The following is a 22521-nucleotide window of genomic DNA, read 5'->3' as shown; positions in this document are numbered from 1 at the left end:
TGGGATCTCGCCTTGCGGCTCACGGGCCAGCTGCGCGCCATCCCCGGCGCAGTCCTGGGGCTCGACATGACCGCCGCCCTCGCGATCGCCGAGGCGCTCGGGCTCAACACACTCATCTGCGCGGAGCTCTTGCCGGACATCGAGGCAATGATGGTCCGCGGCCTCAATGCGCAAATGAAGGCTGAACACGATGGCTGAGAAAAGGGTGTCCGTGCGCCTTGCCGTCGTCGGCGGCCGCGAGGTTCGCGCCGAGCTGCAGGGCATCGGCGATGCGGGTGAACAGGGCATGCGGCGCCTCTCCCGCGAAATGGATGCGGCGAACACGCGCGTCGCCGCCTTCTATCGCCGGGTTCAGATAGCAGCGGCTGCTGCTGCAGCGGCATTTGCAGCGGGCGCGGCGGCGATGATCCGCTCCGGCCTGCAGGTCATCGACAATCAGGCCAAGCTTGCCGCCTCACTCGGCACGACGGTCGAGAGTATCCAGGTACTGGAGCGCGCCGGTGATCTTGCCGGCGTCTCCATGGGCGAGATCGAACAGGCGACCATCCAGCTGACCCGGCGCCTGAGCCAGGCAGCAGCCGGAACCGGAGCCGCGGTCGGCGCGCTCGAACGTCTCAGGCTGACCTCTCAGGAACTGCAGCGCCTTCCCCTCGACCAGCGCATCGCCGCCATCCAGGAGGCTCTCGCCCGCTACGTGCCCGAGGCCGAGCGTGCGGCGGTCGCCTCCCAGCTCTTCGGCGATCGCGCCGCGCTCACCTTCCTGCGCATCGATACGGCGACGCTTAGGACGGCGACGCAGGACGTGCGGGACTTCGGGGTCGTGGTGTCGCAACAAGACGCGGCCCAGATCGAGCGCACCAATGACGCTATCTCTCGCCTCGGTCTGATCTGGCGTGGGGTCTCGAACCAGCTGGCGGTCGCCGCAGCGCCGGCGCTCGAAGCCGTTGCTGATGCGCTGGCCGCGATCTCACGCACGACCGGTCCGCTCGGGCAGGCCATTCGGCTTCTGTTCGACAATCTCGGACGGCTTGCCTCGATCGCCACCGCCTTCGTCGGGCTCATGGCGGGGCGCTTCGTCGCCAGCATGGTGGTAGCTGCCGTCTCGGTGCGTGGTCTTGCCACTGCGCTCGTTTTCCTGCGCGGGGCGATCATCCGCACCGGGATCGGCGCGCTGGTCGTGGCGGCGGGTGAGCTGATCTATCAGTTCGGGCGGCTCGTGCAGGCCACGGGCGGCTTCGGCGCGGCGCTCAATCTGCTGGGCGATGTGGCGCGTGAAGTGTGGGACCGGATCGGCCTGTTCGTCGAGGTGCTGAAGAACCGGATCGCCGCAGCCTGGCTCGGCATTCAGGCGAACGTCGCCGACGCGCTGCAAGGCGCTCTCGATGCCGTCGTCGCTTTCGGCAATCGGACCGTCAACGTCTTCCAGGGCGCGTTCGACGCCATGGTGGCGATCTGGCGTCGACTGCCGGCAGCGATCGGCGACTTTGCCATCCGGGCGGCCAATGCGCTGATCGCCGCCGTCGAATGGATGCTGAACGGCGCCACGCGCGGCATCAACGGCCTGGTGCAGGGAATTGGCGCCGCGCTTTCAGCGATCGGCATCGAGACCGAAATCAGACTCGTTCCGGATATCGATCTCGGCCGGATCGAAAACCAATTTGCGGGCGCGGCCGAAGGCGCTGGCGCGGCTGCGCGCGACGCCTTCGCGGCCGCCTTCGAGACCGATGCATTTCGCGTTCCGGATCTCGGATTCTCCGCCTTCGCGGAGGATGCCCGTCGCGCCGCGACAAGCGCCCGTGAAACCGCGAGTGCACTTGGTGAACTTGCCGGTGCGCCGCTGGAGTCGGTCGCTGCGCTCCGCGAGGCGATGGCCGGGGCGAACTCCCAGATCGATGAGGCTGCTGCGGCGACGGAGCGGCTTGACACGGCGTTCGGCGCGATTGGTGGCAGTGGCGATGAGGCAGGTGATGGAGCGGGCGGCAGAGGCTCGGCAGGGCGCGCCGCCGCGGCAAGTCGCGAGGCCGGCCGGGAGATCAAGGCGGCGGCTGACGAGGCCGCAACGGGCTGGGCCGCCGTCAGGGACGAGCTCGCGCGCTATGCCGAAGAGGCCGCGAATTGGGGCAAGGGCCTCGGCAATGCGCTCACCAGTGCGTTCCGGTCGGCCGAAGACGCTGTCGCGAAGTTCGTGACGACCGGCAAATTCGACTTCAAGGCGCTCGCCGATAGCATCCTGGCAGACATCACCCGCATCGCGCTGCGCTCGGCGATCCTCGGGCCCCTCGCCAACGCGCTCGGCGGCATGGGTAGCGGCGGTGGGATCTTCGGCAATCTGTTCGGCGGGGGCGGCGGCATCCTGTCGGGCATCTTCCACGCGGGCGGCATCGTCGGCGCTCCTGCGCCGCAGCGGCTCGTCCCGGCGTTCGCTTTTGCCGGTGCGCCGCGCCTGCATGGCGGCGGCATTGTTGGCGGACGGGCGGGCCTGCGTCCAGACGAGGTGCCCGCCATCCTGCAGCGCGGAGAGATGGTGCTGTCGCGCTCCCAGCTCGCAGCGATGGGCTCGGGCCGCGACACGCGCCCGCCTGTCAATGTCGTGATGAACATCTCGACACCCGACGCGAACAGCTTCCGCCACGCGCAAGGCCAGATCGCGGCGGACGCTGCCCGCGCCATGGAACGAGCGCGGCGCAATCTCTGACGGGTCGACAGATGAGCGGATTTCATGAGGTGCAGTTCCCGCCCGACATCTCCTACGGGGCGTCGGGCGGACCGGGTTATTCGACGACCGTGGTGACGACCGTGTCGGGGCACGAGCGCCGCAATGCCAACTGGGCCGCCGCGCGAGGCAAATGGAACGTGGCGCATGGCCTCAAGAAGCGCGAGCAGGTCGCGGCGCTGATCGCCTTCTTCCGCGCCCGCAAGGGGCGCGCCTACGGATTCCGCTTCAAGGACTGGACCGATTATCAGGCATTCGCGCAGGTGCTCGGCGTCGGCGATGGGGCCAACAAGACTTTCCAGCTCGTCAGGCGCTATGCGAGCGGCGGCGAGATCGAGAGCCGCATCATCGCCAAACCGGTTCCTGGCACGGTCAAGATCTATCGCGACGGCGTCGAGGCGGTCACGGGCTGGACGGTGAACACGGCGACAGGGCTCGTGACCTTCACGACCGCGCCAGCGTCGGGTGTCCAGGTGACGGCGGATTTCGAGTTCGACGTGCCGGTTCGCTTCGACAGCGACCAGATGGACATCACCATCGAGACCTATCAGCTCGGCAGCTGGGGCCAGATCCCGGTGCTGGAGATCCGCCCATGAAGTCGACATCGACAGCGCTCGCCACTCACCTGGCGGGGCCCGTGACCACGCTCGCCACCTGCTGGCGCATCACGCGCGTGGATGGCCGGGAGTTCTTCTTCACCGACCATGACCGCGATCTCGTCTTCGACGGCGATCTCTATAAGGCGAGCTCCGGCTATTCGCGCACGGCGATCGCCAATGATGCGAGCCTCAGCGTCGATAATCTCGACGTCGAGGGCGTGTTCGATGACGAGGCGATCACCGAGGAGGAGCTGCGCGCGGGTCTCTTTGATCAGGCGGAGGTGCGCATCTTCCTCGTCAACTGGGCCGATCCTTCGATGGGCGCGCTTCGCATGCGGCGCGGCTGGTTTGGCGAGGTGGTGCTGACCGAGCAAGGCGTTTTCCGCACAGAGCTGCGCGGCATGACGCAGGCGCTCTCCCAGCGTATCGGCGAGCTCTACAGCCCTGAATGCCGCGCCGATCTCGGCGACCCGCGCTGCAAAGTGCCGATCCATCCGCCCGAGATCCAGCGTTCGACGTCCTATGCCGTCGGCGACACCGTCCGCGTGCGTACCTCCTCGGCGCTCGCGACGATCGGAATTCCCTTCGTCAATCCTGGCTTCGATGCCGGCAATCTCTCCGGCTGGACCGTAGCTTCCGGCTCGGCGGCGGCGAAAACTGCGAGCGGCGCGCTCGGGCCAAAGACTGGAACGCATTTTCTTGAAGGCGGCAATGTCGCCAGCTTCGAGCTGCGTCAGACCGTCGATCTCGCCGATGTTCTCGATGAGGCCATCCTCGATGCCGGCGACTACCGCCTGACCGTCGGCGGATGGCGGGCCAATGGCGGCGGCAACACCGTCGATCAGGGACGGCTGCGCGTGCAGTTGCTCGATGAATTGGGCGCTGTGTTGGCCACACCGCTCGACACCGGCAGTGAGGCGATGACCGGCGTCTGGACGCTCTGCCAGGTCGCCGACGCGCTGGTTCCCTCGGGCACCCGGCAGCTGCGCGTGATCTTCAACGGCACGAGGGTCAGCGGCTCGGTGTGCAATTCCGCGCTCGACGCCGTCAGCGGCTTCTTCACCGACACGACGACAGGCGTCGGCACAGCGACCGTGTTTGAGAATCGCGTCTACCGCTGCGTCGGTGCGGGTACGACGGCTGCTGACCAGCCAGCCTATGACACTTCCGTCGGCCAGCAGACCACCGACGGAACGGCCGTGTTTGAGGCCATGGAGTCCTGGAGTCGGGCCGGGATCGTCACCGATGTCGTCGACCGGGCGGTGTTCACGGCATCGGTCGACGAGTCCCGCGCGAGTGACGGCTGGTTCGCCGGCGGCGTGCTGGCCTGGGAGAGCGGGCCGAATGCCGGACGCTCGATCGAAGTGAAGGCGTGGACCCAAGCAACGGGCCGCGCCGAGCTGTTCCTGCCCATGGGCTATGCGATCCGGGTCGGCGACCTCTTCCGCATCCATCCCGGCTGCGACAAGCGCCTCGACACCTGCATCGCCCGCTTTGCCAACGTCCTCAACTTCCGCGGCGAGCCCTACGTGCCGGGGCAGGACGCCATGATGAGCTATCCCGATGCCCGCTGAGATCATTACCCCTGAGGCCGTCACACCCGAGGCGGTCGTCACCGATGCCCGCGGCTGGCTTGGCGTTCCCTGGCGGCATCAGGGGCGCACGCGTTCGGGCATCGACTGCGTCGGGCTGGTGGTCTGCGTCGCCCGGGCGCTCGATCTCTCGGACTATGACAGCACCGGCTACAGCCGCCGCGCTCAGGGACAGGGTTTCGTCGAACATTTCCGGGGCAACATGGACGGCGTGGCCATCCCGGAGGCCCAGCCCGGTGACGTGCTCGTCTTCGCCGATCAGGCCTATCCCTGCCACTGCGGCTTCCTGACCGAGCGGCTCGGCCATCCCCATCTGCTGCACGCCCATGCGACCCGCAGGCAGGTCATCGAAGAGCCCTATGCCGGCGAGTGGCCGGCCAAGGTCAAATTCGCCTTTCGCTTTCGCTCTCCCGGACACTGAACTCTCATGGCCATCCTCGTCGCAGTAGGCGGGGCCGCGCTCGGCTCCGCCGTCGGTCTCGGCTGGCAGGCCGGCTGGCTGGTGGGCTCCGTCGTCGGCAGCCTGCTGTTTCCCGCCAAGGGGCAGAACGTCACCACCGAGGGTCCGCGGCTGGGCGATCTGACCGTCTCGTCCTCCGCCTACGGCGCATCGATCCCGATCGGCTACGGCACGCTGCGCATGGCCGGCAACATGATCTGGTCGTCGGGCATTCGCGAACAGCAGAACGTCACCCGCACCCGATCCGGCGGCAAGGGCGGCGGCGGGCGCAGCACCCAGACCTCGATCAGCTATTCCTATTTCGCGTCCTTCGCGCTGAGCTTCGGTGAGGGCCCAGCCGAGGACGTGCTGCGCATCTGGGCCGACGGCAAGCTCATTTATGACAAGACCGGATCGAGCCCTGACGTCGCCAAGCCAAACCTGCGCTTCCGTTTTCATCGCGGCAGCGAGGCTCAATTACCGGATCCGCTGATCGAAGCGCATGTGGGCGCCGGTCGCGCACCTGCGCATCGCGGGCTCTGCGTCATTGTCTTCGAGGATCTGGCGCTCGCCGATTTCGGCAACCGCATCCCAAACATCACGGCGGAAATCACCTATCGCCGCGCCGCGCAGCAGCCCTATCAGCTGCTGGATTTCATCACGACGGGCGAAGGCGGCTATTTCGGGTCCTACCAGATCAGCGACCTCGCGATCGATTGGCGGCGCGGCTACGGCTATTTCGTCTCGTCGAGCAGCAACGCCGAAGCCGCCGGCATCCGCCGTTTCGATCTGCGCACCATGGCGGAGGACCGCCAGGCGCGAATGACGGACGTTGCCGCCGTCACGCCCAACAATTTCCCGAGCACGCTGTTCTGCGGCGAGGACGGTCACCTCTACCTGACGGTAGGCTCGGGCAACTCGCGGCCGATCATCCGTGTCGAGCCGAACGCGCTGAAGGAAGTGGGCCGCTTCGGCTTCACCAGCACCGGCCTTTCCAACACCACGACCCGCTTCGTGACGACGACGTGGATGGGAATGATCTCGGCCTACGGGCCGTCCGGTCGGGTCGATTTCCTGCTGACCGGATCGCTGTTCAACGACATCGGGCTCTTGCGCGCCGACAGCATGGGCTACGTCTGGGGCGCCGGCCAGACTGTGACGGAATCCCGCATCCGGGGTGCAATCGGCGGCGCCGTCGGAGAGGGTTATGGCGATGGCTGGATTCTGGCGAGCGCGACATCGAGCAGTCTGAACCACACCAGCCTCGGGCTCTACCGCATCCGGGTTTCAGCCTTCGCGCAGTATGACGGTCTCACCGGCCAGTCGCTCGGCGTCACCTTCGAGAAAGTGGCGAGCTTCACGCCTGCGCAGATCGAAGCTGGCGCGACGGGGTTCTACAGCGATGCCGGCGGACTGACCTACGACGCCACCGACGACAGCGTCATCTTCCAGATCACGATGTCGAACGGCGGCTCGGCCGGGACGATCTACACGATCAAGTGGCGCGCCGACAACGGCATCGTCTGGAAGACGGCGGTCCCGCACAAGATCAACTACGAGGGCCCGTTCTTCGGTCAGAGCCGCTTGCGGGGCCAGCGCTGGACGCTGATGCGCTCGACGCGCGTCGTCCAGCTCGACACGGCAACGGGCGCCATCATGCTCAATGAGATCTGGCCGGGTGCGGTCAGCGAACAGGGCGCGCAGGTCTACGACGCCGTCACCGACACCCATCTGGTGCGCGGCAGCAGCGGCTGGGCCCGGCTGTTCCTCAATCGCGGCGGTGGCGAGGGTGAGGCGCTGTCGTCCATCGTCGCCGATCTCTGCGGGCGCGCCGGCCTCGGGCTCGCCGACATTGACGTCGCCGAGCTCACGCCATCCGTGCCCGGCTATGTGATCGGCCGGCAGACCACCGTGCGCGGCGCGATCGAGCCGCTGGCGCAGGCCTATTTCTTCGACGCCGCCGAAACCGACGACACGCTTCGCTTCCGAAATCGCGGGCGCGCGCCGGTCGCCACGATCCCGGCCGAATACCTTGTGCCGCTCGACAGCCAGACGGGCGAAAGCTGGCGCGAGCGCCGCACGCAGGAAGTCGAGCTGCCCGAGCGCGTCGCCGTCGTCTACATGGACCGCGACGCCGACTATCAGCAAGGCACGCAGAGCGAGAAGCGGGCCTCGCTGCCGCTCCCCACCATGCACTCGCGCAACCAGGCGAGCCTCGAGCTCGCGCTCGCCATCGACGCCACAACGGCCAAGCGCATCGCCGCCAAGACGCTCTACAGCGCCTGGATCGAGCGCAGCGCCTACGAAGCCGAACTGCCGCCAGACTGGCTGCGGCTCGATCCGACCGATGTGGTGGATGTGGCCTTCGCCACCGGATCGACCTTCCGGACGCGGATCAACCGGCTCGATGTGGGCGCGGATTTCTCGCTCGCGGTGAAGGGCGTCTCGGAGACGTCCGCCACCTATGTCTCCTCGGTCGTCGCCGATGGCGGTTCCGGCAAACCCGTCCAGCTGGTGGGCGCGAACGCCGCCACGCGGCTTATCCTGCCCGACCTGCCGCTCCTGCGCGATGTCGATGATGCGGGCGGTGCGGGCTCGCGGATCTACTATCTGATGGCGGGGTTCGGCGGTCCCGGCTGGCCGGGCGCTGCCCTCTATCGCAGCGCCGACGGCTCCGCATGGGCGCAGGTCGGGCGGGCCCTCAGCGAAGCCGCATGGGGCGCCACGGCGAATGCTCTGGGCGCGCCTCGTTCGCCGTTCGGCACCGACGAGGAGAACAGCCTCACCGTCTTCATGACCACCGGCGGCGAGCGCTTGGAGAGCGTCACTCAGGAGGCTCTGGTCAATGGCGCCAATGCGGCCCTCGTGCTGAAGGCCAATGGCGAGCCCGAGATCATCCAGTTCCGTGATGTCACGCTGAACCCGGATGGCTCCTACACGCTCACCGGCTTGCTGCGCGGCCGACGCGGCACGGACGTCTTCGTCGATGGCCATGCGGCAGGTGAGGTCTTCGTGCTGCTTGATCCTGATGACGTCGAGACGCTTGTCACGGCGCTCGGCGATCTCGGACTGCCGCGATCCTGGCGCGCCGTCGGCTTCGGCACGCTGTTCGAGGATGCCGAGACGCTCGTCCAGAGCCACGGCGGCCGCGACCTCAGACCCTACGCGCCGTGGAACGTTCGCGCGACTACGAGCGGCAGCCCAGCGAACATCACGCTCTCCTGGATCCGTCGCACGCGTATTGGCGGCGAGCTGAAGGATGGGACCGGCGTGGTGCCGCTTGGGGAAGCCAGCGAAGCATATGAGGTCGACATCCTCGATGGTCCCGGCGGTGCGGTGAAGCGCACGCTCACCTCCACCAGCCCGAGCGCCGTCTACGCCAATGCTGACATCCTGGCCGATTTCGGCGCTGTTCCCACGGAACTTTCGGTCGCCGTCCATCAAATGAGCGCGGTCGTGGGTCGCGGGTTTCCGCGCGCCGTCACCTTGGAGGTTACCTGATGCCCAGCCCCAATCTGGCCGTGACCCATGTCGCCGCCGCCCAGAACCAGAAGGAGGTCACGATCAACGACGCGGTCGATGCCCTCGACAACTCCATGAATCGGGCGTTGTCACTGGCTATGGCTGACGCCAACGTGACGTTGACCAGCGCGCAAGCCAACCGCAACGGCCTGATCGTCCTCACCGGCACGCTCACGGCTGCGCGCGTCCTGACGCTGCCCGCCAATCACCGGCGGCTCGCGATCCGGAACGCGACCAGCGGCGGCCAGGAGGTCCGGGCCAAGTACGCGGGTTCGGGCGCGGAGGTCATCATCCTGCCCGACGCCACCGTGCTGGTGCAGGGCAATGGCAGCGATCTCTTCGGGGTCGGCGGCGGCGCCGGTGCTCTCAACGACCTGACCGACGTCGCGATCGGTGCCGCCGTCGCCAGCGACGTGCTCCAGTTCGATGGCGTGTTCTGGGGTGCTGCCGGTGTCGGCATCTTCCAGCGCGCCCTGCTGCCCTTCCGGGGCGCGCTGGTGCGGCGGACCACCAACTTCAGCGTCTCGACGACCGGCGCCTATGTTCCGATCTCCTGGCAGAGCGCCGTCTACGATAGCGACGCGCTCTGGGACGCCGGCCAGCCGACGCGGCTTACCGTGCCGGCCGGTGTAACCAAGGTCCGGCTCACGGGCAATATCGAGTGGCAGACCTCGCCGACGAGCCAGCTGGTCGAGATTCGCATGAACGGCGGCGGCGTGATCGGTGGCGGCTCCTTCATCGTCCGCGGCGACAGCGGCTACAGCAACCAGATGCGGAACATCGCGAGCGCGGTCCTCCCGGTCGTCGCCGGCGACTGGTTCGAGCTTACGGTGTTCGTCAGCGCCTCAGGCGAGCTCCGGGGCATGGAGCGCACCTGGCTCGCGCTCGAAGTGGTCGAGACCGAGGACGCCGCCGATCCGCCGGCGGACTTCGCCTTCGCTAAGGCGGGCGCGACCGCCGCCTCGGAGGTGCTGCTGCGCACGGTCGTGGCCCGGCGCTCGCGGCTCAAGGTCGATCTTGCTGGCAGCCAGGGCACGGCTGGGGTCGCGGCCACCGCAGAGACGGACCTCGATGTCCAGCGCAACGGCACGAGCATCGGCACCATCCGCTTCGCGGCGAGCGCCTCCATCGCCGTCTTCATCGCCGTGAGCGAGACCGCCCTCGAACCGGGCGACCTCCTCGAGGTGATCGCGCCCGCGAGCCCCGACGCCACGCTCGCCGACATCGCGATCACGCTCGCCGGGACGCTGGTGATCTGATCGACAGTTTGAGAACCACGACGATGGAACAGAAACGCGACAGCGGCAGGCTGGTCAGTCTGCCGAGCGACGAGTTCGAGGCGCTGCTCGAACGCGCCGCCGAAGCCGGCGCCCGCCGTGCCCTGCATGAGGTTGGGCTCGACGGGACGGAGGCGGCCGAGGACATCCGCGATCTGCGATCGCTGCTGGCCGGGTTTCGGCTGGCCAGGCAGACGGCCGTGCAGACCGCCGTTCGCATCATCACCACCGGCGTCCTGCTCGCCCTCATGGCCGGCATTGCCATCAAGCTGAGACTGTTTGGCAACGGTCCCTGACCGGCGCTTCCGATCCTCAACCCACCGACCCGCCGTTCGGCGAGTTTTTTTATGTGCGGAGACCAGCCATGACGACCACCCCCTTCAACCACTGGCGCGACGTGCCGACCGCCCGCTGGCGTTGGAAGAACTTCTCGCCTGCGGAGATCGCCTGCCGCGGCAGCGGTAGCTTGCGCATCCACGATGAGGCGCTCGACAAGCTGCAGGCGCTGCGCGACCGGCTGGGCAAGCCGCTGATCGTCCGCTCCGCCTACCGCAGCCCAGAGCACAACCGTGCCGTGGGGGGCGCGGGCCGGTCGAAGCATCTCGACGGCGCCGCCTTCGACATCGCCATGGCGAACCACGATCCGGTGGCCTTCGAGGCTGCGGCGCGCGAGGTCGGATTCCTCGGCTTCGGCTTCTACCCGCGATCGGGGTTCATCCATGTCGATCTCGGGCCCGCGCGGCAGTGGGGCGAGCGGTTCCCGGTTCGGGCGACTGCCTTCGCCGAAGAAACGCCACCAGCGCGCGAGGTTTTGGCCGACAGCCGCACCATGAAGGGCGGTGGCGCGGCTGGCGTGGCGACGCTGGGCGCAGCCGGGGTCGAGATCGCGCAGAGCGTCCTGGCCGAGACCCAGACCGCCATCCTGCCGCTGGTGCCGTATCTCGATACGCTCCGCTGGGTGTTCATCGCCGTCGCGCTCGGGGGCATCGCAGTCACGATCTACGCCCGCCTCGATGACTGGCGCCGGGGGCGGCGGTGATCTGCGGGCTCTTCGCCACGCTCGCTGGATCGGCATGGACGCGCACGGCGATCCGCTACGTCATCACTGCCATCGCAATCCTTCTGTTCCTGCTGGCTCTGCGCCGCTCCGGCGAGCGCGCCGGCCGGCTGGCCGAACAGCTCGAGACCATTGAGAGGGCTCATGACGTACAAAGGCGGATGCTCGAAGCGGCGGCGTGTCGCCCTGCTTCTCGCAATGATTTGGCTGAGCGGATGCGCGACGGGCGCTTCTGACGGCGGTGGGCCAGGGGCGTGTCCGCCGGTCGTCGAGTACAGCCGGGAGTTCCAGGCGCAGGCAGCAGACGAGCTGGCTTTGTTGCCGGAGAACTCGGCGATCGCTGAAATGCTGAGTGACTACGCTGTTATGCGGGAGCAGGCGCGGGTGTGTTGATGTTTCGGCGCCTGCCTCCAACTACGCGTCGCGCCTCGCAGGAGGGTCCTGGCCATCGGTCGGCAACCTGAGCGACGCCTGGAAACCGGAAGATGCACCCGGACGCGGCGACTCCAGAACGAGCGAGCTACCGATCCGGTCCGCAATGGCGGCGACGATGGCGAGCCCGAGCCCGCTGCCGTCGGCACTCGCGTTCGCCCGTTCGAAGCGCGCCGTCAGGCGGTCGAGAGTGTTGAGTGGCAGGACCGGCCCGTCGTTCGCGACGGAAAGCAGTCCGTCGGCGGTCAACGCAACCTGGACCGTCGTATTCTCGGCTCCGTGCCGGAGCGCGTTTTCCACGAGGTTGCGGCACAGGATGGCGAAGGCGTCGGGATCGATGTCGGACATGACGGCTGTACTCGGCAGCGTCAGCGCGATGCGGTCCTTCGTGCTGGCGCGCTCAAGATCGTCCACCACCACGCGGGCGACCGCCCTCAGGTCCCCGCTCCGGTCCATCCGCAGCCGCCCGCCTTCGGCCCGCGCAAGCTGCATGAGGCGTTCGGAAAGCCGGGTCAGGCGCTTGAGCGTCGCCTCGATCTCCGCGGCGCGCGCTTCGGTAACGGGCTCGCTCGTCTCGGAGCGAAGCCGCTGCGCCTGCGCGATGGCGCCCGCCAGCGGTGTCCGCAACTCGTGAGCGGCGTTGGCGGCGAAGCTGCGTTCGGCCTCGAACGCCTCACGAAGTCTGGCCAGAAGGCTGTTCAGGGTTTCGGCCAGCGGGCCGATCTCCGTCGGCAGTCCTTCGGCGGGAACCTCCGACAGGTCGCGGGCGCCGCGCGCCTCGAGCCGCGACCGAAACCGGCGCAGGGGATCGAGGCTGAAGCGGACCGCCAGGATGATGGCCACAAGCGCGACCGGCAGGACGACCAGCAGCGGCAGGCCCAGGCCCATCCGGATCTCCCGCGCGACCGACGCGCGATGGGCCAGCGGCTCGGCCACGGTGATCCGGATCGTGTCCTGAAGCGCCGCGTCGCTGTAGAGCCGGTGGGTGGCGGTCTGCCGAAACCCCGGACCGTCCCAAGGCGGGAACACGGCAGGGTCGGCCGCATGAGATTGCAGCAGGATGCGTCCCTCGCCATCGCGGACGATGTAGGTGAAGAGCTCGTCATGCTCCCGGATGGGCGCAAGCCGTTGCGTCACTCCCTGATCTTCCCTCCCGACAATATCGGTCACAGCCAGCGGCAGGATCCGCTCCGCCGTTTCGCGCAGCGCGCTGTCGAAGACCTCTTCCAACTCGCCCCGCACGATCACGGCCGTCACCGTCGCAGCCAGCAGCCACAGCACCGTCAGCGCGAGGCCAAGCGACAGGCCGAGTCGGCCCTGAAGGCTCGCGGGCCATTTCATGGACGGCCGAGCCTGTAGCCCATGCCGCGCTCGGTCTCGATGACCGAAGTCCCAAGCTTCTTGCGCAGGCGGCTGACATGCACCTCGATGGTGTTGCTCTCCACCTCGGCGTCGAAGGCGTAGAGCTTCTCCTCCAGCTGCGCCTTGGACAGAAGCTGCCCCGGGCGCGCGAGGAAGGCCTCGAACAGCGCCCATTCCCGCGCCGTCAGCGGCACCGGCCTGCCATCGCGATGCACGCTGCGCGCGGCGAGGTCGATGTCCAGCGCCCCGTGGGTCAGGATCGGGTTCGGGTTACCGCTGTAGCGTCGGGCGACCGAGCCGATCCGGGCCGACAGTTCCGCGAGGTCGAAGGGCTTCACGAGGTAGTCGTCAGCGCCCGCGTTCAGCCCCTCGATTCTGTCCGACACCTGGTCGAGCGCGGTCAGAATGATGACTGGGGTCACGTCGCCCCTCGCGCGCAGGCCCTTGAGGAAGGTGATGCCGCGCCCATCCGGCAGCATGAGGTCGAGCAGGATAAGGTCGTAGGAGGTTGAACCGATCGCGTCGCGTGCCGCATCGAGCCGCGTGACCCAGTCCACCGACTGGCCATCGGCTGCGATCTGGTCGCGCACGGCCGCGCCGAGTGTCGTGTCGTCCTCGATCAGCAGTATGCGCATGGTCGTCCCCGTCCTGTCCCGATGACCCTCCATGATCCGTCTGACTGACGCGAAGCTGAAGCCGATGGGCCGAGCCCCTTCAGGCTGCCGTCAGCTTCGCCGCGCATGAAGTGCATCAAGAGGCGAGCGACGAGGAGTTTGGCCCATGAAGAAGACATTGACAATTCTTGGCTTTCTCGCCGTCTTCCCGGCCGGCGTCGCACTGGCGGACGACGACTGCTTCGTGCCGATGGCCGATTGGCAGCCGCGCGACGCCGTCGCCCGGCTGGCCGAGGGCAACGGCTGGACGGTGCGCCGCATCAAGATCGACGACGGCTGCTACGAGATCGACGGCAGGGATGCCGAAGGGCGCGCGATCGAGGTGACGGTCCACCCGGCCACGCTGGAGGTGATCGAGATCGAATACGAGGACGACGAGGGCGATCGGCGCGACCGGAACCGAGAGGGAGGCGACGATGACTGATGCAGTGCATCGCGCCGGTGATGTCCCGGCGCCCGGCTTTCCGACACCGCCCCGGCTTCCCGTCATATCGCCTCTGCCCTTGATGGGCCCGTTGCTGGTAGCGCTGCCATGCCTGCTGGCGGCGCTGCTCGGGTTCAACACCTATGCGCCCTATGGTGCGGATGCGGCGCTCGGCATTGCAGTTGGGGCCGCGGCGGTTGTCGCAATGGCGCAGACCCTGATCCTCGCCGCACGGCCGCCTCTGGTGGAGCTATTGTTCGGCGGACTCGACCGCATGTACCGGGTCCACAAATGGCTGGGCATCTCCGCGATGGTCCTGATGATCCTGCATCAGCAGATCGAGCCGGACTTCGAGCGGACGGTTCGTGAAACCGGCCTTGGTGAACTGGGTGCGGAGGCGGGCGAGTTCGCCTTCAACGCGCTTCTCGCGCTGATTGCTGTCAGCTGGTTCCGGCGGCTGCCCTTCATCGGGCTGGAAATCCCCTATCAGATCTGGCGCTTCAGCCATCGTTTCATGGGAGCCCTGTTTGCCATCGTGGTCTTTCACCAGTTCTTCGTCGACATGCCGACGGGGGTAGATCCATCGCTCTCGATGCTTCTCAACACATTCGGCATCGCCGGAGTCGCTGCGTGGATCTTCACCGAGCTGGTCGCCCCGCAGCTGCGGCGTCGGGAGTTCACCGTCAGCGAGATCAGCCAGACCGGCGACACCACCACGCTGACGCTCAGCCCCATGGGTCGGGCCATGCGGTGGCGGCCGGGGCAATTTGCCTTTGTTCGCGCGCCGGAGGCTGGACTGTCCGAGCCGCACCCTTTCACGATCGCCAGCGCCCCGCGTCCTGACGGCGCCCTGACGTTCTCCATCCGGGCGCTGGGCGGCTGGACGCGGAGTCTTCCCGCGACCTTGCGGACCGGGACGCGCGTACAGGTCGAGGGCCCATATGGGCGGTTCGACTTCCGCAAGGGCGGTGCGCGCCAGATCTGGCTCGCCGGCGGCATCGGCATCACGCCCTTCCTCGCCTGGGCGGAAAGCCTGACCGAGGCGGAGAGGCGCGACATTCACCTCGTCCATTGCGTCCGGACACAGGAGGAAGCGATCGGGGTGGAGACGCTGCGCGCTGCGGCCGCCCGCAACCCGAGGTTCAGTTTCGAGGTGGTCGTCACGACGCGCGATGGCCGACTCACGGCCGAGCGCCTGATCAGCGCGGCGCCGTTCGCGGTCAAGGATGCAGATCTGTGGTTCTGCGGCCCGACCGGCCTGAAGGACGGGATCCTCAAGGGCCTGAAGGCACAGAACCAGATGCCGCGGCGGGTCCGCTTCGAGCAGTTCGAATTCGCCTGAGAAAGGGCCTGTCACATCGCCACGCCAGCCGTGTGGCTCTCGCCTGCGCCTTTTGGCCCCGCTCTCACCGGCGGGGCCATTTCTTCCTGACGGCAACCTGAAGCGGAAATCGCTGCGCCGTCAGCAAGCCCTCAGGTCGGTTCTCCAGATTGTCTTCAGCAGACGAAAGGAGACCCTGCCATGAAGAAGACCCTGACATTTCTCGCCGCGTCCACGGCGCTGACCGTCGTGATCGGCGTCCCCGCCTGGAGCGCGATGCAGGCCCCGTCCGACGGCGTCCTTCGGCCGGTCGCCGCGCTCTTCGATGACGCCGCGCAAGCGATGCCGCTCGTTCTCGCAAGCGACGACGATGACGACGACAATCGCTGGCGGGAAGGCTCGCGTCGCGGCCACGACGATGACGACGATGACGACGATGACGAAGACTGCGACGACGATGATGACGACGACGAATGCCGCGGTGGCGCTCGCAATCCCGCGCCCGCGGGCACGGTCGCCCCTCCGCAGAACGGCCTCTTCGGGAACGGCGCACCTCCGCAGGTTCAGGTGAACTGAACCGCTTCGCAGCCCCTCTCCGAACAAGGATCCATCCGATGAAATCGCTTCTCGCAACGCTTGCGCTGACCACGGCGCTGACACTTCCCGGTCTCGCCATGGCGCGGCCGGTGACGCTCACCACGACCCTCAACACCTACGGAGGCGACGGGGCCTACCTCGCGCTCTACGTCACCGACGCCTCGGGCGCCTATGTCGGCAGTCTCTGGATGGCCGGCGGCAAGTCCAAGTACTACGAGCATCTGAGCGACTGGTACCGCGCCACGGGCGGCGACGCCGCGCAGATCAACGGCATCACCGGCGCCAGCGTCGGCGCGGGCCGCACGCTCGAGATCACGCTCGACCTGGCCGACGCGCTGTTCGACGCGGGCTACACGCTCCACATCGACGCTGCCGTCGAGGACATGCGGGACAGCCCGAACGATGTGGCGGTGCCGCTCACGACCGATGGCGCGGGCACCCCCGTGACCGGACGCCGCTACGTCGCCAGCTTCGCCTACGACATGTGAGGGGCTGGGCCATGATCCGTGCACTCCATCGCTGGCCGGGTCTTCTGGCCCTCGCGCTCCTCACCATCCTGAGCCTGAGCGGTGCGGCGCTCTCGGTCTTCCCCGCGGCCGAGCGCATCGCCGCGCCGCAGTCGCAGGCCGGCCTGACCGTCGCTGCACTCGCGAGCCGCATTCAGGCCGTCTATCCGGGCGTCGAGCAGGTCCGCCGGTCGCCCTCCGGTCGCATCACCGCCTACTGGTTCGATCAGGGCGCGCCGGGAGCCGCCGTGATCGACCCGGCGACCGGTGAAGGCGTGGCCTCGGCCGACCCCAACCAGGTCGAACGCTGGCTCACCAACCTTCACCGCTCGCTCTTCCTTGGGGATAGCGGCCGCATCGCCATGGCCGCAGGGGCTGCCGCGATGCTGATCCTCTCGCTCTCCGGCGCGGCGCTGGTCGCGCGCCGCGCGGGCGGCTGGCGGCACTGGTTTGCGCGCTTGCGTGGCCCGCTCGCCGGGCGGCTGCACGTCGAGATCGCCCGGATCGCTGTCGTCGGCCTCGTTCTGTCCTCCACGACCGCTCTCTGGATGACGGCGTCCACGTTCGATCTGCTGCCGGATGGCGGCAGCATACCGGTCGCCCCAGCGGAGGTCAGTGGAGAGACGGGGTTCGCGCTCGACCAGATGCCAACGCTGCGGCAGACGCCGGTCGCCGAGCTGCGCGAGCTGAGCTTTCCCTATCCGGGCGACGCGACGGATGTCTTCACGGTCAAGACCGACCGGGGCACCGGCTATCTCGACCAGGGTACCGGCGCGCTTCTGGCTTGGGCCGACCTGACGGGATGGGAGCGCGTCTCGGAGACCATCTACATGCTGCACACCGGACAGGGGGCGGCGACGCTTGGCCTCGTGCTCGGGCTTATGGCGCTCGGCGTGCCCGCGATGGGCGCGACCGGCATCCTGGTCTGGCTCGCCGGGCGGCGCGGGCGGCCGCGCATCCGGGGCAACCAGCCCGCCGTGCGGGCGGAGACGATCCTTCTCGTCGGCAGCGAGGGCGGCAGCACCTGGGGCTTCGCCGCGACCCTTCACGCCGCACTGACGGAGGCCGGGCAGAGCGTCCATGTCGGCCCGATGTCGGGCTTCGCGCCGGAGCGCTATGCGCGGGCGGAGCGGATCATCCTGCTCGCCGCGACCTATGGCGACGGGGCGGCGCCGGCCTCGGCGAAGGGCTTTCTCGACCGGCTGAGCACGCTCGAGCGCGCGCCGGACATTCCTCTTGCGGTGCTCGGCTTCGGCGACCGCAGCTTTCCGGCCTGGTGCGCCTTCGCCAGGGACGTCGCGGCAGCGGCGCAGGCGAAGGGTTGGCCCGAGCTTCTGCCGCTCGACACGATCGACCGGCAATCGCCGCAGGATTTCGCCCGCTGGGGTCGTGCGCTTGGAGACGTGCTCGGCATTGGACTCGAGCTGTCGCATCAGTCGGTCCAGCCGCAAACGACCACGCTGACCCTTGTCTCGCGGCGCGACTACGGCGCCGAGGTGCAGGCCCCGACGGCGATCCTGCGCTTCGCGCTTCCACGCGTCCCGCTCTGGCAGCGGCTGCTCGGGGGCGGGTTCGCTCGGTTCCAGGCGGGGGACCTGATCGGCATCCTGCCCGAGGGCGGCGCCGTTCCGCGGCTCTACTCGCTCGCGTCCGGGCGTCTCGACGGCTTCATCGAGATCGTGGTCAAGAAGCATCCCGGCGGCCTCTGCTCGGGACAGCTGACGGCGCTGGAGCCGGGTGACACCATCGCTGCCTTTCTCCGCCCCAACCCCGGTTTCCGTCCGGGCCGGAGTCGGGCGCCGCTGATCCTGATCGGCGCGGGGACCGGCATCGGGCCGCTCGCGGGCTTCGTGCGCGGCAACGCGCGCCGTAGGCCGATTTACCTGTTCTTCGGCATGCGCCATCCCAACAGCGATTTCTTCTACGGCGAGGATTTCCCCGACTGGCAGGACGAGGGACGCCTGACACGCCTGGTCACGGCCGTCTCACGCGGGGCGCGGCCTCATTACGTCCAGGACGCACTGCGCGGCGAGGCCACGGAGGTCGCGGAACTCATCCGCAATGGGGCGCGTGTGATGGTCTGCGGCGGACGCGACATGGCGGCCGGCGTGGCCGATGCGCTGGCCGAGTTTCTCGCGCCGGCCGGGCTGACCCCGGCAGTCCTGAAGGCGGAGGGGCGGTATGTCGAAGATGTCTACTGAACTGGTCCGGGTCGCCCTGAACGGCCCCACGATGGGCACGCGCTGGTCCGCGCTGTTCTTCGCTGGTCCCGACGTCGACAAGGAGGCAATCCGGGGCGCGCTGCAGGCGGCCGTGGAAGAGGTGGACGGACAGATGTCGACCTGGAACGCGGGCAGCGACCTGATGCGGCTCAACGCGGCGCCGGTGGGAGAATGGGTGGCGGTGCCCGCGCAACTGGCTGCGGTCCTGCGCCTCGGCATCGAGATCGGGCGCGCCTCGGGCGGGGCGTTCGACATTGGCATGGGCGACGCGGTGACGGCCTGGGGCTTCGGCCCCGGGGACGCCGCGCCGGATGGCATCCGCGCCGCGATGACCGCCTCGCGCCGCCCGGCACATGAGGCGCTGGAGATGGACGACGCCCGCGTGCGCAAGGCCGCAGCCCTGAAGCTCGACCTCAACGGCATCGCCAAGGGCTATGGCGTCGACCGGCTCGCCGAGACCCTGCGCGATCATGGGATTTCGGACGGACTCGTCGGGATCGATGGCGAGATGCGTGCAATGGGCCTCAGGCCGGACGGCGAAGCCTGGACCATCGCGGTCGAGGCGCCGGACGCCGAGCGCCGGACGCCGCATTCGATCCTCGCGCTTCAGGATGCCGCCGTCGCGACCTCGGGCGACTACCGTCACTGGGTCGAGGTGCAGGGGCGCCGCCTGTCGCACACGATGGACCCAAGGCGCGGCGCGCCGCTGATCGCGTCGCCGGCCTCCGTCACCGTCGTGGCTCGAACCTGTGCCGAAGCCGATGCGTGGGCGACGGCCCTCATGGTGCTTGGGCCGGACAAAGGCGCGACGCTCGCAAGACGAAGCGGGCTCGACGCCCTGTTCCTCTTGCGCGACCATAATGGCGACGCACGGAGCTTGGGAGTCGGACAACTGTTTTCATAGCCATCGCCATCGATCGTCACGGCGGCGGAGTCCGCACTGGTGAGTGTTGCGAGCGTCGTATGACGCCGCCCCGCGGGGGCGCAGATTCATGCTTCAAATGCCCTCTCATGGGGAAGATCGTCCTGCTTGAGGTATCCTTCCTCGGCGGGGGTCGAATTGCGACCAAGAACCTGATTGCGGTGAGGATGACGGCCGAATGCCGCGATCACGTCCTTCACGTCCCGGGCCTGCTTTACCAGCGGCCGGTAAATCGGCTGCAGGTGCGCGGGGGCTTCTGCGGCGATCTCTCCTTGCGAAGCCGGATGAGGAGATCGAGGCGCTCAAGGTGCTCGGGTCCCTCGCAATGGCCGAGTGGCAGACCATGAACGACCTTGAACCATGGCGTTGGCAGCGCGGCGTACTGGCCGTTGGTTAGGCCTTCCATCGCCAGCGCCAGCGCCGCCTTGTCCTGCGCGAAAGCGCGGACATTGCCTCGCCAGACCGATCGCGAGAACTGATCGAGCACAATGATGAGCGCGAGCCTGCCTTCGGAATCGGAGGCCCGAGGGTCGAGATTTCCTACGGCTCCTTCAGCAGTGAGTTCCGAAAAACGGGACTCAATTTCGCTGTCCGCGCCGCCACGCATTCGCCAGAACCAACGATCTCTATGGGTCTCCGCATCGATCTGAAATGAGCGGCCCTCCGGAAACCAGAATTCGAGAACTTCCCGCCATATCTGATCGTCAGTTTTCTGGTTCATGGCCGCACCTCCATGGAGCACACTTGTATCTGCTCCAGACAATGATAAAGCAGCCGCCATCGCGCAGCCGCGAAAGCCCCCGCGCGAGGGCGCGGGGGCTCTTGGTGATGGAACAGGCGTTCACGTCCTGGTGGCGGCTGCGGGCCCAACGGCAGTCCGGCCTCGGCGAGCGGCAGCGTCCGGTCTGGGTGCTCCGGGCACCCGCAGAAGCCGCATGCCATTGGCGATGACAATCAGCACCGAGAGCTGGTGGACCAGCATCCCACCCGCCATGTGGACATGGCCGCTGAAGACGCCGGCGAGCAGCCCCGCCACCGTCAGAAGCGCGATGACCAGGTTCTGGCGCATGTTGCCAAGCGTCGCGCGCGAGATCGCCATCGCCTCTGGGATCTTGCCGAGATCATCCTTGAGCAGGGCGATGTCTGCGGTCTCGATGGCGACGTCGCTGCCTGCCGCGCCCATGGCGATGCTGGTATCGGCGGCCGCAAGAGCGGGCGCGTCGTTGATGCCGTCACCGACCATCGCGACATGCGCGCCATCGGCCTTCATTCTGCGGATCAACTCCAGCTTGTCCTCGGGCATCAGGCCGGCGTGGACCTCGTCGATGCCGATCTCGCGGGCGATGGCATGCGCCGCGCCATGCTGGTCGCCAGTCAACATCACCACGCGGCCGATGCCGATGTTGCGCAGGCGGGCGATGGCTTCCTTTGCGCCCTCTCGGGCCATGTCGGACATGCCCAGCAAGCCGATCAGCTTTCCGTCCGCCGCCACGAGGATCGGCGTCTGCCCGGCCTCGAGCAGCCGGCCCAGAGCGGCTTCGCCCTCGGCTCCCAGCGGGATGCCAAGCCTGTCCATCAGGCGGCGGTTCCCTGCGGCGACTTCGCGCCCCTCGATGCGGGCGCTGATACCCATACCGGCGTGCTCGTCGAGCGATTCGGGCGTGGGCAGCTGACCCTGCTTGCGACCAGCCTCGACTATCGGGCGGCCGAGCGGGTGGTCCGATCCGGCCTCGGCTGTCGCGGCCAAGCGCAGCAGTTCGTCCTCGGTTGTGCCGTCAAGCGCGATCACCGTAGCCAGACGCGGCTTGCCTTCGGTCAGCGTGCCAGTCTTGTCCAGCGCCAGCGTGTCGATCCGCCCCGCGCTTTCCAGATGCTGGCCGCCCTTTATGAGGATGCCGCTGCGCGCGGCCCGACCGATACCGGCGACGATCGACACGGGCGTCGAGATCACCAGCGCGCCGGGGCAGCCCACGACCAGCAGGGTCAGCGCCAGCCGGATGTCCTGCGTGAAGGCGAAGGCGACAACCGCGAGCCCGATGATCGAGGGCGTGTACCACTGCGCGAAGCGCTCGATCATGCGCTGGCTCGGGGCCTTTTCCTCCTGCGCTTCCTCGACGCGCTGGATGATGCGGGCCAGCGTGGTGTCGGCACCGACATTGGTTGCCCGTATGCGCAGAAGGCCGTTCTCAGCGATGGTTCCGGCATGGACACGGCTGCCGGGCGCCTTCTCGGAAGGCATCGGCTCGCCAGTAATGGCGGCCTCGCTGACCGCGGCTGTACCCTCGGTCACCTCTCCGTCGACCGGAATACGCTGGCCAGCCTTGACCAGCACGGTTTCACCCAGTTGCACGGCAATGGCAGGAACCTCGACCGGCTGGCCGCCCCGCAGGACGGTGGCGGTGGCCGGGGCAGCGTCGAGCAGCGCTTTCAGCGCGCCGCGGGTCTGGCCCATGGTCCGCATCTCCAGCCACGCACCCAGCATGAACAGGAAGGTGACGGCGGCCGATTCCCAGACTTCGCCGATCACCAGCGCGCCCACGGCGGCAACCGTCACCAACAGCTCGATGCTCAGATGCCTGACCTTCAGCGCCCGCCAGGCGCGGACCGCGATGTCCGAGCCAGCCAGCAAAGCGGCGGCGACCATGAGCGCCCACCAGAGGTCGATCATTCCGAAGCCGTAGCGCGCGATCAGACCGACTGCGATGAGGCTTCCGCTGCTGACGGTAAGCCAGAAACGTCGCCGTGCAGGATGTGTGATGGCGCCGCTGATATTCGCAACAAGACTGCTCATCTCATCCCTCCTTTCATTCATTTCTTGCGAAGTGGATCCGCCGCACCGGATTGCGGCGCGGCGGGATCACC

The 22521-nt window shown here is 68.0% G+C and carries 21 protein-coding genes; 16 read left to right on the top strand and 5 right to left on the bottom strand.

The genetic code is table 11. The features are described from left to right. The first annotated feature begins 12 nt into the window (after positions 1 to 12). The 10 genes from SL003B_RS20375 to SL003B_RS20330 all read left to right on the top strand — a co-directional run bounded on the left by SL003B_RS20375 (position 13) and on the right by SL003B_RS20330 (position 11435). Complete coding sequence (locus SL003B_RS20375; RefSeq protein ID WP_013654766.1) at positions 13 to 198, top strand: DUF7697 family protein; 186 nt, start codon at positions 13 to 15, stop codon at positions 196 to 198. Beyond that, positions 191 to 2695 carry a phage tail tape measure C-terminal domain-containing protein gene (locus tag SL003B_RS20370; protein WP_041375665.1) on the top strand — a complete coding sequence of 835 codons (2505 nt, stop codon included), beginning with the start codon at positions 191 to 193 and terminating at the stop codon, positions 2693 to 2695. Before SL003B_RS20375 ends, SL003B_RS20370 begins: the two co-directional genes overlap by 8 nt. Before the next feature lie 11 nt (positions 2696 to 2706). After that, positions 2707 to 3309, top strand: a complete 603-nt coding sequence (locus SL003B_RS20365; protein WP_013654764.1) for a DUF2460 domain-containing protein — start codon at positions 2707 to 2709, stop codon at positions 3307 to 3309. Beyond that, positions 3306 to 4886 (top strand): DUF2163 domain-containing protein, encoded by a 1581-nt coding sequence (locus tag SL003B_RS22525; RefSeq protein ID WP_013654763.1) that lies wholly within the window; start codon positions 3306 to 3308, stop codon positions 4884 to 4886. The genes SL003B_RS20365 and SL003B_RS22525 overlap by 4 nt, the downstream gene beginning before the upstream one ends. Next, the gene (locus tag SL003B_RS20355) at positions 4876 to 5325 is read left to right on the top strand and encodes a C40 family peptidase (protein WP_013654762.1); all 450 of its coding nucleotides are present in this window, start codon (positions 4876 to 4878) and stop codon (positions 5323 to 5325) included. Before SL003B_RS22525 ends, SL003B_RS20355 begins: the two co-directional genes overlap by 11 nt. Before the next feature lie 6 nt (positions 5326 to 5331). After that, the gene (locus tag SL003B_RS20350) at positions 5332 to 8844 is read left to right on the top strand and encodes a phage tail protein (RefSeq protein WP_013654761.1); all 3513 of its coding nucleotides are present in this window, start codon (positions 5332 to 5334) and stop codon (positions 8842 to 8844) included. After that, entirely contained in the window at positions 8844 to 10124 is a 1281-nt protein-coding gene (locus tag SL003B_RS22520; RefSeq protein ID WP_013654760.1) for a hypothetical protein, read from the top strand. The genes SL003B_RS20350 and SL003B_RS22520 overlap by 1 nt, the downstream gene beginning before the upstream one ends. Positions 10125 to 10147: 23 nt before the next feature. Next, positions 10148 to 10438 (top strand): DUF6127 family protein, encoded by a 291-nt coding sequence (locus SL003B_RS20340; protein WP_013654759.1) that lies wholly within the window; start codon positions 10148 to 10150, stop codon positions 10436 to 10438. Between the two features lie 68 nt (positions 10439 to 10506). Continuing rightward, positions 10507 to 11181 (top strand): YcbK family protein, encoded by a 675-nt coding sequence (locus tag SL003B_RS20335; protein ID WP_013654758.1) that lies wholly within the window; start codon positions 10507 to 10509, stop codon positions 11179 to 11181. Continuing rightward, complete coding sequence (locus SL003B_RS20330; RefSeq protein WP_013654757.1) at positions 11178 to 11435, top strand: hypothetical protein; 258 nt, start codon at positions 11178 to 11180, stop codon at positions 11433 to 11435. Before SL003B_RS20335 ends, SL003B_RS20330 begins: the two co-directional genes overlap by 4 nt. A 178-nt stretch (positions 11436 to 11613) precedes the next feature. On the opposite strand, the gene SL003B_RS20325 is transcribed toward SL003B_RS20330, so the two are convergent. Beyond that, positions 11614 to 12972 (bottom strand): sensor histidine kinase, encoded by a 1359-nt coding sequence (locus tag SL003B_RS20325; protein ID WP_013654756.1) that lies wholly within the window; start codon positions 12970 to 12972, stop codon positions 11614 to 11616. Further along, positions 12969 to 13628: a response regulator transcription factor gene (locus SL003B_RS20320; RefSeq protein WP_013654755.1), complete on the bottom strand. Its 660-nt coding sequence runs from the start codon at positions 13626 to 13628 to the stop codon at positions 12969 to 12971. The genes SL003B_RS20325 and SL003B_RS20320 overlap by 4 nt, the downstream gene beginning before the upstream one ends. A 145-nt stretch (positions 13629 to 13773) precedes the next feature. Between SL003B_RS20320 and SL003B_RS20315 the strand changes: the two genes are divergently transcribed. The 6 genes from SL003B_RS20315 to SL003B_RS20290 all read left to right on the top strand — a co-directional run bounded on the left by SL003B_RS20315 (position 13774) and on the right by SL003B_RS20290 (position 19641). After that, the gene (locus SL003B_RS20315; protein WP_013654754.1) at positions 13774 to 14091 is read left to right on the top strand and encodes a PepSY domain-containing protein; all 318 of its coding nucleotides are present in this window, start codon (positions 13774 to 13776) and stop codon (positions 14089 to 14091) included. Further along, positions 14084 to 15433 carry a ferredoxin reductase family protein gene (locus SL003B_RS20310; protein WP_083812136.1) on the top strand — a complete coding sequence of 450 codons (1350 nt, stop codon included), beginning with the start codon at positions 14084 to 14086 and terminating at the stop codon, positions 15431 to 15433. Before SL003B_RS20315 ends, SL003B_RS20310 begins: the two co-directional genes overlap by 8 nt. A gap of 180 nt (positions 15434 to 15613) precedes the next feature. Further along, positions 15614 to 15988: a hypothetical protein gene (locus tag SL003B_RS20305; protein ID WP_013654752.1), complete on the top strand. Its 375-nt coding sequence runs from the start codon at positions 15614 to 15616 to the stop codon at positions 15986 to 15988. Between the two features lie 38 nt (positions 15989 to 16026). Next, on the top strand, positions 16027 to 16497 hold the full coding sequence (locus SL003B_RS20300; RefSeq protein ID WP_013654751.1) for a DUF2271 domain-containing protein: 471 nt from the start codon (positions 16027 to 16029) through the stop codon (positions 16495 to 16497). 11 nt (positions 16498 to 16508) lie between these two features. After that, entirely contained in the window at positions 16509 to 18716 is a 2208-nt protein-coding gene (locus tag SL003B_RS20295) for a PepSY domain-containing protein (protein WP_013654750.1), read from the top strand. Next, complete coding sequence (locus SL003B_RS20290; RefSeq protein WP_041375664.1) at positions 18697 to 19641, top strand: FAD:protein FMN transferase; 945 nt, start codon at positions 18697 to 18699, stop codon at positions 19639 to 19641. Before SL003B_RS20295 ends, SL003B_RS20290 begins: the two co-directional genes overlap by 20 nt. 86 nt (positions 19642 to 19727) lie before the next feature. Here the strand turns inward: SL003B_RS20290 and SL003B_RS24035 are convergent, their stop codons facing one another. From SL003B_RS24035 to SL003B_RS20280, 3 genes are all read right to left on the bottom strand, one after another. Continuing rightward, positions 19728 to 19859 carry a DUF924 family protein gene (locus tag SL003B_RS24035; RefSeq protein WP_277914610.1) on the bottom strand — a complete coding sequence of 44 codons (132 nt, stop codon included), beginning with the start codon at positions 19857 to 19859 and terminating at the stop codon, positions 19728 to 19730. A 14-nt stretch (positions 19860 to 19873) separates the two neighbouring features. Continuing rightward, positions 19874 to 20380: a DUF924 family protein gene (locus SL003B_RS20285; RefSeq protein ID WP_277914609.1), complete on the bottom strand. Its 507-nt coding sequence runs from the start codon at positions 20378 to 20380 to the stop codon at positions 19874 to 19876. A gap of 120 nt (positions 20381 to 20500) precedes the next feature. After that, entirely contained in the window at positions 20501 to 22450 is a 1950-nt protein-coding gene (locus tag SL003B_RS20280; protein ID WP_013654748.1) for a heavy metal translocating P-type ATPase, read from the bottom strand. Positions 22451 to 22521 lie beyond the last annotated feature (71 nt).

Source organism: Polymorphum gilvum SL003B-26A1 (genome assembly GCF_000192745.1).
Taxonomy (GTDB): Bacteria; Pseudomonadota; Alphaproteobacteria; order Rhizobiales; family Stappiaceae; genus Polymorphum; species Polymorphum gilvum.
The sequence above is the reverse complement of the archived record's forward strand: the minus strand, read 5'-3'. Positions and strand labels throughout refer to the sequence as shown.

Coding starts and splice junctions, on each gene's coding strand:
- SL003B_RS20335 (WP_013654758.1), top strand. CDS start 10,507: ATGACGACCACCCCCTTCAACCACTGGCGCGACGTGCCGACCGCCCGC.
- SL003B_RS20350 (WP_013654761.1), top strand. CDS start 5,332: ATGGCCATCCTCGTCGCAGTAGGCGGGGCCGCGCTCGGCTCCGCCGTC.
- SL003B_RS20290 (WP_041375664.1), top strand. CDS start 18,697: ATGTCGAAGATGTCTACTGAACTGGTCCGGGTCGCCCTGAACGGCCCC.
- SL003B_RS20355 (WP_013654762.1), top strand. CDS start 4,876: ATGCCCGCTGAGATCATTACCCCTGAGGCCGTCACACCCGAGGCGGTC.
- SL003B_RS22525 (WP_013654763.1), top strand. CDS start 3,306: ATGAAGTCGACATCGACAGCGCTCGCCACTCACCTGGCGGGGCCCGTG.
- SL003B_RS20305 (WP_013654752.1), top strand. CDS start 15,614: ATGAAGAAGACCCTGACATTTCTCGCCGCGTCCACGGCGCTGACCGTC.
- SL003B_RS20285 (WP_277914609.1), bottom strand. CDS start 20,380: ATGAACCAGAAAACTGACGATCAGATATGGCGGGAAGTTCTCGAATTC.
- SL003B_RS20320 (WP_013654755.1), bottom strand. CDS start 13,628: ATGCGCATACTGCTGATCGAGGACGACACGACACTCGGCGCGGCCGTG.
- SL003B_RS20325 (WP_013654756.1), bottom strand. CDS start 12,972: ATGAAATGGCCCGCGAGCCTTCAGGGCCGACTCGGCCTGTCGCTTGGC.
- SL003B_RS20365 (WP_013654764.1), top strand. CDS start 2,707: ATGAGCGGATTTCATGAGGTGCAGTTCCCGCCCGACATCTCCTACGGG.
- SL003B_RS20295 (WP_013654750.1), top strand. CDS start 16,509: ATGATCCGTGCACTCCATCGCTGGCCGGGTCTTCTGGCCCTCGCGCTC.
- SL003B_RS22520 (WP_013654760.1), top strand. CDS start 8,844: ATGCCCAGCCCCAATCTGGCCGTGACCCATGTCGCCGCCGCCCAGAAC.
- SL003B_RS20370 (WP_041375665.1), top strand. CDS start 191: ATGGCTGAGAAAAGGGTGTCCGTGCGCCTTGCCGTCGTCGGCGGCCGC.
- SL003B_RS20300 (WP_013654751.1), top strand. CDS start 16,027: ATGAAATCGCTTCTCGCAACGCTTGCGCTGACCACGGCGCTGACACTT.
- SL003B_RS20280 (WP_013654748.1), bottom strand. CDS start 22,450: ATGAGCAGTCTTGTTGCGAATATCAGCGGCGCCATCACACATCCTGCA.
- SL003B_RS20340 (WP_013654759.1), top strand. CDS start 10,148: ATGGAACAGAAACGCGACAGCGGCAGGCTGGTCAGTCTGCCGAGCGAC.
- SL003B_RS20310 (WP_083812136.1), top strand. CDS start 14,084: ATGACTGATGCAGTGCATCGCGCCGGTGATGTCCCGGCGCCCGGCTTT.
- SL003B_RS20315 (WP_013654754.1), top strand. CDS start 13,774: ATGAAGAAGACATTGACAATTCTTGGCTTTCTCGCCGTCTTCCCGGCC.